Genomic DNA, 12,580 nt, shown 5'->3' on the forward strand with positions numbered 1-12,580 from the left:
CGAATGACTTTTTTTACTACCGAACTATCATTGTTTTTTGAGGGGTATCTATTGCTTATCATTGGTTATGCGGTACTGATTATGTCTTCTTATCTTATATTAGCCTATCTTTCTACTAGAGAGCTTAGGGAATATCTCAAAAAGAATAGTTTTGTTGATTATGATGTGCTTCTTACAAGTGAATTTGCGCCAAGCCTTTCCCTAATTGCTCCTGCTTATAATGAGGGCTTTACTATTGAAGAAAATGTAAAATCGCTACTTTCCCTTAATTATAATAATTATCAGGTTATTGTGGTGAACGATGGAAGCAAGGATAATTCTATGGAAATCCTGGTTAAAACCTACGATCTTGTTGTGACAGAACTTAATATTCATCCAAAAATAACAACAAAAAAGGTTAAAAGTATTTATGTTTCCAGAAATGCTGCTTTCAAAAAACTGATCGTAGTGGATAAGGAAAATGGAGGTAAAGCCGACGCGCTGAATGTTGGGCTTAATATCGCCCAGAATCAATATGTGGTTTGTATTGATGTTGATTGTATTCTGGATAAAAACGCATTGCTTAAGTTGGCAAAACCTTTTTTGGAATCTTATGGCAAACGTACTATCGCTACTGGTGGGGTAGTTAGGATAGCAAACCAGTGTGTTATTAAAAATGGTCGTCTAGTTGAGGTAAATATTCCGGATGTGATGCTTCCCAGAATACAGGTTTTAGAATATTTAAGAGCATTTCTTTTGGGGAGAATGGCATGGAGTAGGCTAGATGGGTTATTACTCATAAGTGGTGCGTTTGGTGCATTTGACAAAGAGATCGCTTTACTGGCTGGGGGTTATAGTACAAAAACTGTGGGAGAAGATATGGAACTTGTGGTGAGAATGCGCCGTTATATGCTTGAGAATAAAATACCCTACGGGGTTAGTTATATACCTGACCCTCTTTGTTGGACAGAAGCCCCCGAAGATTTTAAAATTTTCAAGAAACAGCGTAGCCGCTGGATGAGAGGAACAATTGAAACACTTAGTTTACACAAAACAATGTTTCTGAATCCTAAATACAAATTGTTGGGCATGATTAGTGTACCCTACTGGACATTGTTTGAATTCCTGGCTCCAGGAATTGAATTTATAGGTCTTGTAATAACAATTGTATTTATTTTATTGGGTTTACTTAATTGGCATTTTTTCATATTGCTTGTCCTATTTGTTTACTTTTTTGCTATCATGTTTTCGGTTATCGCTCTCTACAGTGAAGAGCGTAGCTACCATAAATACCCAAAGCAAACTGATTTTTTCAAACTTTTGATAGCGGCTTTCATAGAACCATTGTATTTTCATCCTCTAACGGTATACGCCGCCCTTATGGGTTATAAAGAAAAAATTATGGGAACAAAAGGTTGGGGAGAAATGACTAGAAAAGGTTTTACAAAGAAATAAAAATAGGAATTTCGTGAACTCTAAAAGAGAACATGGAAAAGTTTTTTTTAAGTTAAGTTTAAATAAATATATAATTAATTTTTGTTCATTTATTTCGTTTGTTCATGTTACATGAACAGTCTTATATTATGAACATTAATTATAATTTATAAAAATTAACTATTATATTTTGCTTTAATTCCAATGATTACAGGAGGTGAGTCAAATGGTAAAAATAAAGAACATCGAAAAGGTGATGGATTATTCTCAGTAGCTCTAAAAGGACAATTCTCGAACCATTTTCAAGATGATTTGAAGAAATTGAATCTACTAATATATTAACTAGTGAAATTAAAAAATTAGCTTAACCTTTAATGCACTTTTAGTTTGCATATCCACACTATAAAACTATTGAAAGAATTTGGCCAATTTGCAAATTATAAAAATACGGATGGTGACGAGGAATACCAGTGATAAGTTATATTCTTAAAAACACGAAAAATCCTGTTGTAGCACTACTGTTTTACTATATTTGTTTCTAACCAAACAGAAGTTTTTTTACAAACTGATGTTGGTGGTAATTATAACAAACATACTACAATGACAATAAGACAAGTAATAATTATAGTTTTGACAATTTCAATTTTGACAAGTTGTAGGCGTGGTTACAAAGTTGAAGGGGACAAAGTTTATTATGAATATTGGAATGAAGGAAGTGGACAGAATAAGCAATTGATTGAACAAGGAGACGCAAAGACTTTTCAAAAGTTAACTTTTGACTGTGATTGTGACTTTGAATTCGGGAAAGACAAAAACCACTTGTTTATAAATGGAGAGCTTATCAAAAGCATTGACCCAAACACTTTCAAATTTGTTGGGAACTATATTTTTAGAGACAAAGACTCAGCTTATTTTTTTGGATTTTACAACAACTTGAATGATTGTGCTATTAAAGGAGTTAATCCAGACAAAATAGAGTTGATTAAATATCCTTGGGCAAAAGCAGGAAATGTACTAATTAATGGAAGAAACACAATCTATCTTGATGACATCAGTGATTTTGACCCTCTTGACGATGATTGGGGTAAGACACAAAAACACATTATAAATAACAACAAAATTTTATACGGAGCTGACGTAGCAACTTTTAAATTCACTAGTTCTTTTCAAGGAAAAGATAAAAATTACAATTATGAATTTGGGGCTATTAATGAAGATGATTTTAAAAAAACAGATTTTAAAACGTTTGATTTTGATAAGAAAGATATCTGCGAAACTGAACCTATCGTGTTTATTGATATTTACGACAGTTTAGTTTCATATATCGAAGATAAAAATAAAACAATTGCGACTGTAGAAAAACTGAAACAAAAGGGTTTCATAATAAATAATATTAGAGATTTAGATTGGACAGGAGAATCAAAAATTATCAGAGTTTCTTTGACAAATACTAAATGTAATTGCATTGTGGAGAAACTTTACCGTTACGATTATTCAAAACCTTCTGAAACAAAAAACATGTTTAAAGTGACAGAAAGAATACACTGTGAACCGAAAGTGAAATAGTATATCAAATAACTGCCACCAACCGCTACTACCACGGATTAGGGCAATTGGCTTAATTGAAATATTGTTTTGTATTTGGGATGATTTGGCAAATCCAAAGAATGAGCTTAATTTAGTCCCAATCCTGGTGTAGTACCAGAATGTAAGCGGTCATTGTATATCACACTCAAGAATCAAACCCAATTTTTATATCAGTCACATTACGCACTACAGTAAATAAATATACCTTGTATTTTATAGTTCACTAATTTCAAGCCTGTATCCTTTGCCGCGTACAACAACAATTTTTATATTGGGATCAAATTCCAGTTTTTTTCTAAGTTTTGATATGAACATATCTAGACTACGTCCCACAATAACGCCTTCATCTTCCCATATCTCTTTTTGAATTCGGCTTTTCTCTATAATCTCGTTGGGAGATAATGCAAGAATGAGCAGTAAACGGGTTTCCTTTCCCGTTAGGTCTATTGTCTTTCCATTTGCAATAAGTTTCTTGTTTACCGTATCAAACAACGCCGAGCCCAAAGTGATCATATTGGTATGCTCACAGTAAGATAAAGTCTTTTGCGGCTTTAAAGATCTCAAAAAAATAAAACCGAAAAATCCTAAAAAAGATAGGCTGCCCAGAAGATATCCATTATTAACTATATTTATGCTTGTTGGTTTAAATTTAATAGTAATCCTATAACAGGCTTTGGGCTGCTTTCTTCCTATACAGGCTACAATATTATCTTTCTTGTTTTCGGATATAGCATATCCATAGACTACACTTGAATCGCTACAGTTCAAAACGTTAACAATGTAATTACTTGCAAACGGGACTTTGTCCAAAAAACGACTGGTCGTATTCATTAAACTGTCCGGTTGAAAAGTAAAGTCATTCTCAAAACTAATCAGATATTCATTTTCCGCAATTTTTTTCACTGGTAGCACTCTTGATGTACTATCGCCTGACTGTAGAAGTATTTCATGTCCAATTCTGCGGAGCAAAACTTCTCTTCTAGCAAAGTTGAAGTCATCACTTTCCTCACCACTAAAAGCAGCACAGAGTACACAAATAAATGAGAGAAATAGTAATCCGAACACGTATTTGCGTTTTCCTGAAAGGAGATTTCTGCTATTAAACATAGTGTCAAGTTTTTATTTACAAAGTTTACATTTTTATTTACAATTTTAAGCTCACAATCAGCAAAATAGTAAAGTAATTTTGCTTGATAAACTTAAAAAAGAGATAAAACGATATTATTAATTAAAACAACAAGATCATGAAAAAAATCATTTATGTGCTGATCTTATCGCTGGTTGTGGTAAGCGGGGTGGTATTTGCCAATCGTGAAATTAAAAATGAAACTCCAAAAAAGTCAATCCCAAAGGCGCTAGCTGTTGCTGAAAGGAAAGCTGCATTAAAAAAATGGGAAGCTACACCTGATGGTATAATGTACAAAAAATGGGAAGCATCTGCTGCAGGTAAAAAAGTGCATGCCAGTGTTACTAAAATAAGCAAGTCCATTAAGGATTATACCAATATGGACGCAGTTGTAACCTCTCTTTCTCTTCCACCAGGCTCAAGATTAGGTTTTGGTATGATGGTCAGGATTAATGGTGAGGATTATATTCTTGCTTTTGGAACAGAAAAGCTTGGCAAGAATATTTTGAATATTAACAATGAATTTGAGCAATTACATAGACTAAAAGTTAACGACAAAATAATTATAAGAAGCCATCACATATCGCAAGCGCCAAAGTATTCATATCCAATAATATCGGGTGACTATGTAGAACTAGATAGTAAAATAATTTATAAACGTGCACCTCACAAAGGCGGTTGCTAAATAAATAAATTATGAAATACGTTTTCATATATATACAAATTGCTTATTGAATATATGTAAAATAACAAGCCCCTAAATGGGGCTTGTCGAATCTAAAATTTTAGACTTTATTTATTTCTTTTTTAATGATACATATGACTGCATGGCGACAGAACTTAGTATGAAAAATATTCCAGCATAAAAAGATGCATTTACAGACTGGCTTTCGTTAAAAAAAGTAAAAGCAATCACAATAGCGTAAATCGGCTCTAAATTAAAAGTAAGGTTTACAGTAAAAGCAGGGATCTTTTTTAATACTTCGGCAAATAGAACATACAATCCCACTGTGCAGAATAATGACAGTAAGATAAGATAAACAAAATCTGTTATATTTGGAAACACAGTTTCAGCTGGAAAAAAATAAAGATACAAGGGCATTACAATTAGCAAAATAATTGAGCCGGCAGCCATTTGATAATAATTGATGATTCTGCTGTCATACAAATGAACCATCCTTTCATTATAAATAGTATAAAGAGCTGCAAATGCTGAAGAAATCACTCCCAGAATAATACCTAGCTGGTAAGATGCATCAAAATGGAATATAAGGCTGATCCCTACCAGTGTAAGGACACTTAGCAGCAGCTCAGTAAATTTAAATTTAGTTTTGTCGATCAGAGGCTTGAAAATTGCCGTAAAAAAACTTGTCAGACAATAACAGATCACACCAATAGAAATATTTGAATATTTAATGCTGGCGTAAAAAAATACCCAGTGGACAGTTATTAATATTCCAATTTTGCCAATGGAAAATTTTTCGACATACTTGATTTCCCTGCCAATTTTTAAAAATTTTACAATAATAAATAATATAGCTGTTGAAAAAAGAACTCTATAGAATGTCAACAGACCTTCGTTTAGAGTTATAAGTTTGCCAAATACGCCAGTAAATCCTGCTAAAAATACAGCAAGATGTAATAAGAAATATGAATTTTTCATGAATTTTTGTGCCAGTTATGGCAGATTTTAATATTATCAATAAAGCATACAAAAGCTTTCGGCAATTTTGCCGAAAGTATGCTCCGTTAAATCAAGAGATACTATTAAAATCGAGGTGGAGGAAGACAGCCTTTTCTGTTCATAGTTGCAAATATAATTTAAATTATAAAAGACGAAATGAGACTTAGGTATAATTTTAAAAGTTAGAGTAAAATATAGAAACTGCAAATTAGGTTTTCAACATATATCTAACTTAGTGATAGGGTCCGAATCCCATCTAGTCAAGTTAACGGGATTTTTGAATCACTTTATTTTTCTAAGATAAACTTTCTTATGTATAGAAAAAGGGCATAAAAGAAGACCTATCTCATAAAAATATAGGTCATTTATCTTGTAGCGCGGGAAGCATTCAAATATCTAACCAGTTTTGCGAGGATTATTATAGTATTATAGCATGAGCATCTTAATTTTAAACTATTATGATAATCTGTTTGAAGAAAAAAAATAAAGTACTCTGCTTTGTACTATAAAACTATTGAAAGAATTTGAGTAAATCACAGATTAGAAAAATGTAAATGGTAAATACCTGTGATATGTTGCATTCTTAAAAACACGAAAAATCCTGTTATCATACTACTGTTTTGCTATATTTGTTTCTAACCAAAGGGAAGTTTTTTCACAGACTGAGGTTGTAGGCAATGCAAAGTAAGACTATTCAAAACAATTTTTAAATTAAACCAAAATGAGCATTAACTTTTTTTCTAACTTATTTCTTTGGTTATTATTAATAATTTTGCCAGAAATGGTATTTTCCCAATCGGCCGACTATACCATTCAATATGTAAAGTTTGAAAGTCAGGGAGTCACTCTTGCAGGATCGATTTTAGTGCCTAAAAAAACATTTGCAGCAGTTGTAATTGTTCATGGATCTGATCCTGTAAAAAGAGAAATGGAGTTCGCTAAACGTCTTGCTAAAGAAGGTATTGCTGTATTGACATATGATAAACGAGGAGTTGGAGAATCTGGTGGTGTATATGTAGGACCATCTGTTGGTACGAATAATATTGACACTACTAATCTTACTTTATTATCTCAGGATGCAAATGTGGCAGTAAATATATTTAGAACCTATCTGAATGATAAAAAAATACCTATTGGATTAGTCGGCTTCAGTCAGGCAGGATGGATAATGCCAATTACGGCAAGCAAAAATCCGCAAATAGAATTTATGATTTTATTTAGTTGCCCCACAATTACGACTTTAGAGCAACTTAGATTTCAATTTTATACTAATGGAAACAATAATTTTTGGGAAAATCACACAGAATCAGATGCTCGTGAGCATATTAAAAATGATCCTGACAAATATCAATTTACTGCTACTGACCCTAAAACTTCCTTGAATACGCTTTCAATTCCAGGGCTTTGGCTTTTTGGTGAGAAAGATATTCAAATTCCCGTAAAATTGTGCATAGAGCAATTAAATGCATTTAAAGTTCAAGGCAAGCCTTTCGAATATACCTTGTTTTCAACATTAGGACACAATACTGTTTCTGGGGATAGTACAGTACCTTTTGATATTTCAATTCAATGGATTAAACAGAAAGCTTTGAATATTGCGAAGGCTAAAGTAAAATAAAGCGCGGTTTACAATAACTACTATAGTAGAGTTGGGTAAGTAGCTTAATGCAAATTACAATTTAATATTGAGTTTTTTGCGGCTCTTTAAAAAACTTTTTAGAGACGGGCATTGTTTAATAAAGGCGCTTATCCAGTTAGTGAGACACTACCATAAAAAAGGATTCCGCTCTATTTTATCAAAAAAATCATAAAACATATTAAAATAGTTATCAGCTTGATTAATGCCAAACTTACTAACTCCATAATAATAAATTCTTCTTAAATCTTCTTTTGCTTCGCTACTTAGATAATAGCTATAGATTAGGCAAATCTTTTTTAAGTTCGGCTAACATTTCTTCTTTAGTTTGTTTTTTTACAAAACCACTTTTTTCTCCCTTATCTATTTTAGCTCTAACAAACTCATAGTATTCTTCTTGTGAACGAGCTTGTTTAATCAAATAGTTAATAGCTTCACTTTTACTACTAAACTCTTCGTTATTAACCTGATTTTTTAACCACTCTTCATTAGGGGCAGTTAATGATATACTTTGTCGTGTCATAATAATAATAGTAATAATTGTAGTTTGGTGTAAATTTGCACCAAAATTTTGAATTTGAAAGCATATTTCTAGATGAACTAGTTTTTTTAATTGTTTGGTAAGTTTTATTTTGCAAAAAATAAAGATTTGTAAAATGAGACCACAATAGTCAAAATAGTTGACGTTTTTCCTCGGTATCTATTTTGGTGGGATATAGATGGATGGATTATAGTATACTTGATATTGAAAATAATAAAGTTATTGTAATAACTTATAAATGATTTGAAAATGTTTAGACGAGAAAGCGAGTTTCAAATTAGATAAGATTTTTTTACACTTTGAGAGTTGGTTTTTATGTTAAAATATTCATTGGTAGTAGGATAAGATTTAAAAAGAAAATCAAAATTTCTTAACTTTGTTTTGTATGAGTAAAAATCTTTACATAATTGCTGGTTGTAATGAGTGGGGAAAACTACAACTTCATTTACCATATTACCAGAAATTCTAAATTGTAAAGAATTTGTGAATGCTGATGAAATCGCAAAGGGACTTTCGCCATTTCAACCTGAGCATGTCGCTTTTGAGGCGGGGAGAATAATGTTGAATAGAATATGAATTATTGTCGAATAATGAAGTATTTGCGTTTGAAACAACCTTGGTACCAAAAGTTATAAATCAAAGGTTCTCCTAGCTCAGGAAAAGGGATATAAAGTAATACTGTTGTTTTTTTGGTTGAATGATGTTGATTTAGCTATTGAAAGGGTGAGAACGAGGGTTAGAGAAGGTGGGCATAACATTGAAACAGATGTTGTTAAGCGGAGATATATAAATGGAATTACAAATTTATTTAATATATATTTGCCAATAGTTGATGAAGCTATAATTTTTGATAATACAAATAGTAAAGCAGAATTAATTGCTCAAAAAACATTAGGGAATAATATTGAAATCGAGGATAACATTAAGTTTGAGAAACTAAAAAATAACGAGACATGGAAAAAGGTCACAAAACAACACCGACTCAGAAGAAGATTATAGACGCAATGGATAAGGTTTATGAGGATTTAATAGCGTTCAAAAAAAGAAAAAATAGCGATTTAGTCGTTATGAAGGATGGTAAAATTGTGAGAATAAATCCTCATTCATTGTAGGTGATATTTCAATGTAAAGCGATAGCTCTCAGAAATGAGGGCTTTTTTTTTAAAAAGAAATGTGCTTCTTCTTTATTTGCGCTTTACCCAATATTGATCTTCCGATATCTTGTTATAACGGAAAATGATAATGAGCAAAATAAAAAAGCTCCAGATTTCTCTGAAGTTTTTTGTCTGAGTAGCCCTAACGGGACAATTCTCGAACCATTTTCAAGACGATTTGAAGAAATTGAATCTAATTTTTTAATTTGCGAAACTAAAAAATTGGCTTAAGCTTTAATGCACTTTTAGTTTGTATATCAAGAGTATAAAAGATTTTTTAGCTAAATTTGTGATATGGGAATAATTGACAAGAATATAGATAACTTAAAAAAACTTTGTATAATATACAATGTGGAGAAAATGTATCTATTTGGTTCGGCAGTAAATTCTAATTTTAATGACAAAAGTGATGTTGATTTACTAGTTAAATTCAAACCAATTGAATTATCACTCTATTTTGACAATTATATAAATTTCAAAGAGAAACTCGAATCTTTGTTTGGTCGTGAAGTAGATTTACTGGAAGAACAAACTTTAAAAAATCCAATCTTGATTAAATCAATCGATAACTCAAAAGAACTAATTTATGGATGAAAGAATTCTCAAATGGTTATTTGATATAAAATGTCCATTGATGAAATAAATGAATTCTTCCAGAACGAAGAAAAAGATTTTTTTAAATATAAAAATAACATAATGCTCAAAAGAGCTGTTGAAAGAAATCTTGAAATTATTGGTGAAGCAATTAACCGAATAGTTACTCGTGACAACTCTTACAATGAGAAAATCACAAACTCAAAATCCATAATTGGCCTCAGAAATCACGTAATTCATGCTTATGATAATATTTCTGATGAAAACATTTGGTCTATTTTGACTAATCACTTGCCAAAATTAAAAATCGAAATTGAGAATTTAATTCAAGAAGCTGAATAAGTACTGCTAACAGTTACAATAGATTTTGGCAATTGGCGTAATTGGAAGTTGGTTTTGTATTTGAAATAATTTACTTCGCCTTTCGTTATCGCTTGGGTGACAATTTGAAAACAGGACTATTTTTTTTATTTTTTCATACAACCGATTTATTACCACGAACTTAGTGTGAACAATCGCACTGCAAAAAAACTTAACGGGACTCGAATCAATTTTCCTTGAAAACACTGATAGTTTGTGTTCTTTTTAAAATTAAACAAAATTTATCGAACCAAAAAAAGCCTGAAAAATCTAGTTTTCTCAAGCTTTAGTTTTTTATAGTAGCGGGAAGCATTCAAATATCTAACCAGTTTGTAGAAGATTATTATGGTATTATAGCATGCGTATGTTAGTTGTAAAATATTACCATATTTAATATGAAAAAGAAAAGTACTCTGCTTTGAATTATAAAACTATTGAAAGAGTTAGAGCAATTCACAAGTTATAAAAATGTAGATGATGGATACCTTTGATATGTTGCATTCTTAAAAACACGAAAAATCCTATTATAACACTACTGTTTTACTATATTTGTTTCTAAGCAAACAGAAGTTTTTTCACAAACAGAAGTTAACAATCAGCTTTGGAATCATGCTAAAAAAACTCAAAGAAATTTAAATATGATTAAACGGGTTTTTATACTTGGATTCGTATTGACTCTAGGCCAAACTTTACTGTACTTCATTTTTGTAAAATTAGTTCAGTTAGCAGAGACAAAGTTAGCAGCAGAAAATAGCGGACAAATTACTGATGCAATATTTCCATATATAGTTCTTATCTTTTTTGAAATTGTTTTGATCCAAAATATATTGTCTTCAATAGTTAACAGAAAATTGTTTACTTGGACTATGTATGTGCTATCAACAATATTTTTGTTAGCATCATTTTTCAAGCCGTTTAGTATATGGCCATCTTTGCCATTTTGTTTAATAGTTACTTTACTTTTATTAAGTTATGTAATTGTAGAGAAGCATTATGAAAGAGTAATCAATAAGCTCATAACATAACAAGCGTATGACTTCTATATCTCAACACCTTGCAAATAACTTAAAACTTGGAAAAAATGAAAAAGATATTAAAATCATTCACAATTATCTTTTTGTTTATAAATATTAGTTGCGAAGCACAACAAATGGTTCTAACAACAAAGGATGTTTTTAAGCTAAAAGAACAGGGACAACAATTTATTAACAAGCCGTTAAAAAATCTTTTGAAGGAAATAAAGCCTGAGATAAAAATGGGTTATGGGAATAATGAAGAAGGTCATTCTTATTTTGCTTTTAAATTTATAACATTGGAGCAAAGAAAAAAAAATGAAGGAAGTAAAGAAGATCATGTGTCATTATATGTTTATGTAAAAGAGGCTCCTATTGGCTGGGATTTTAATAAAAGGCCGAAAGGGAAAGAAATTGAATGGACAAAAGAAGATATTGAAAAATATGGTAATCTTACCGTAATCCGAATTAAAGTAATTCAGCCAATAGAGGATTAATAAAATTCAACATTAAGATTCTAGCTCTCCAAAGTGTTCTTATGAAAAGCTCTGTGAATGTTTGCTGTCTTCGCATCCACAATGAATCAGTTTTTTTTAATGCACCTGATCCGTTTTTGTTTTTTTAAAGAAATATAAACGAAAAAAACTCCAGATTTCTCTGAAGCTTTGTCTTAGTAGCGGGAACAGGACTCGAACCACTTTAATTTACTTCCAGTGCAATTCCAATGCGAAACAAGTTTTTTCTCCTTTAGTGATGCTGAATGTTGCTGTGGTGTGATCATCGTCTTCACTTTCATGAATGACTACTTGATCATTTAATGAAAGCTCTTTCATGAAATTCATCTCGAAGCTTTTCACCTCTTGTTTGAGTATTCGTTTTGCATCTACGTGGTCTAGACACCATTCCAAATATTTGACATTATTAACGTGATTAACAATGTCTAGATCAGATAAATAAACTGTTTTTTCGAAAACGGCTTCCTTATCATGATTTATGTTAATTTTAGAAAATCCTTCCGTCGTTGCTCTTTTTTCGGGATACAATTCAAAATGTTCATAGGGTAGAGCCAATGCTTCTGGGCGACGCGCTTGTGTATTGAATACCGCCCAATAGGTTTCGCATCCTACTATTTTTTTTCCGTTAACGTACATTTCTAATGCACGAACCGATCGTGAATTTTCTAAGCTATTGATCCAGGTTTTTACCGTAACAACATCCTGCCATTTTGGTAAAGCTATTACTTCGACACGCATGCGACTCAATACCCAGGCTTGGTGGAATTCTTGCATGTCATAAAAACTGATACCACCAACTTCAGAATGTGCTGCAGCAGTTAATTGTAAAATATTACAGAGATCCGTATATTTTAGGTATCCAGTTGGTGTACATTGGGTGAAATTAATTTCCCACTCTTTGCTTAGAATTGAGGTAAAATCGGGTGATATTGGCATTTTGTAATTTTTAGATGATAG

The 12,580-nt window shown here is 31.5% G+C and carries 11 protein-coding genes and 1 pseudogene; 8 read left to right on the forward strand and 4 right to left on the reverse strand.

Annotated features, from left to right (window positions below):
• Positions 1 to 3: 3 nt before the first annotated feature.
• Positions 4 to 1,434: a glycosyltransferase family 2 protein gene (locus tag AC51AA_RS01505; protein ID WP_500703979.1), complete on the forward strand. Its 1,431-nt coding sequence runs from the start codon at positions 4 to 6 to the stop codon at positions 1,432 to 1,434.
• A 579-nt stretch (positions 1,435 to 2,013) separates the two neighbouring features.
• Positions 2,014 to 2,979, forward strand: coding sequence for a DKNYY domain-containing protein (locus AC51AA_RS01510; protein WP_500703980.1), 966 nt, complete (start codon positions 2,014 to 2,016; stop codon positions 2,977 to 2,979).
• A 234-nt stretch (positions 2,980 to 3,213) separates the two neighbouring features.
• Here AC51AA_RS01510 and AC51AA_RS01515 read toward each other — a convergent pair whose 3' ends face one another.
• Positions 3,214 to 4,107, reverse strand: coding sequence for a winged helix-turn-helix domain-containing protein (locus tag AC51AA_RS01515; RefSeq protein ID WP_500703981.1), 894 nt, complete (start codon positions 4,105 to 4,107; stop codon positions 3,214 to 3,216).
• A gap of 137 nt (positions 4,108 to 4,244) precedes the next feature.
• Here AC51AA_RS01515 and AC51AA_RS01520 point away from each other — a divergent pair, with 137 nt between their 5' ends.
• Positions 4,245 to 4,811: a hypothetical protein gene (locus tag AC51AA_RS01520; protein WP_500703982.1), complete on the forward strand. Its 567-nt coding sequence runs from the start codon at positions 4,245 to 4,247 to the stop codon at positions 4,809 to 4,811.
• A gap of 111 nt (positions 4,812 to 4,922) precedes the next feature.
• Here the strand turns inward: AC51AA_RS01520 and AC51AA_RS01525 are convergent, their stop codons facing one another.
• A complete protein-coding gene (locus AC51AA_RS01525; RefSeq protein ID WP_500703983.1) occupies positions 4,923 to 5,789 on the reverse strand; it encodes a DMT family transporter in 867 nt (288 codons plus the stop codon).
• A gap of 742 nt (positions 5,790 to 6,531) precedes the next feature.
• On the opposite strand from AC51AA_RS01525, the gene AC51AA_RS01530 reads away from it, so the two are divergent.
• Entirely contained in the window at positions 6,532 to 7,428 is an 897-nt protein-coding gene (locus AC51AA_RS01530; protein WP_500703984.1) for an alpha/beta hydrolase family protein, read from the forward strand.
• A 295-nt stretch (positions 7,429 to 7,723) separates the two neighbouring features.
• Here AC51AA_RS01530 and AC51AA_RS01535 read toward each other — a convergent pair whose 3' ends face one another.
• A complete protein-coding gene (locus AC51AA_RS01535) occupies positions 7,724 to 7,969 on the reverse strand; it encodes a ribbon-helix-helix domain-containing protein (protein ID WP_500703985.1) in 246 nt (81 codons plus the stop codon).
• A gap of 403 nt (positions 7,970 to 8,372) precedes the next feature.
• On the opposite strand from AC51AA_RS01535, the pseudogene AC51AA_RS01540 reads away from it, so the two are divergent.
• The 4 genes and pseudogenes from AC51AA_RS01540 to AC51AA_RS01555 all read left to right on the forward strand — a co-directional run bounded on the left by AC51AA_RS01540 (position 8,373) and on the right by AC51AA_RS01555 (position 11,605).
• Positions 8,373 to 8,986, forward strand: a pseudogene (locus tag AC51AA_RS01540) (ATPase).
• Positions 8,987 to 9,435: 449 nt separating this feature from the next.
• Positions 9,436 to 9,735, forward strand: a complete 300-nt coding sequence (locus AC51AA_RS01545; protein WP_500703986.1) for a nucleotidyltransferase family protein — start codon at positions 9,436 to 9,438, stop codon at positions 9,733 to 9,735.
• Positions 9,736 to 9,765: 30 nt separating this feature from the next.
• Positions 9,766 to 10,077: a HepT-like ribonuclease domain-containing protein gene (locus AC51AA_RS01550; RefSeq protein WP_500703987.1), complete on the forward strand. Its 312-nt coding sequence runs from the start codon at positions 9,766 to 9,768 to the stop codon at positions 10,075 to 10,077.
• Between the two features lie 1,099 nt (positions 10,078 to 11,176).
• A complete protein-coding gene (locus AC51AA_RS01555; protein WP_500703988.1) occupies positions 11,177 to 11,605 on the forward strand; it encodes a hypothetical protein in 429 nt (142 codons plus the stop codon).
• 207 nt (positions 11,606 to 11,812) lie between these two features.
• Here AC51AA_RS01555 and AC51AA_RS01560 read toward each other — a convergent pair whose 3' ends face one another.
• Complete coding sequence (locus AC51AA_RS01560) at positions 11,813 to 12,559, reverse strand: acyl-[acyl-carrier-protein] thioesterase (protein ID WP_500703989.1); 747 nt, start codon at positions 12,557 to 12,559, stop codon at positions 11,813 to 11,815.
• Between the last annotated feature and the right edge of the window lie 21 nt (positions 12,560 to 12,580).

The sequence above is a fragment of the Flavobacterium sp. OHVDL-2026-0007 genome, assembly GCF_059882335.1.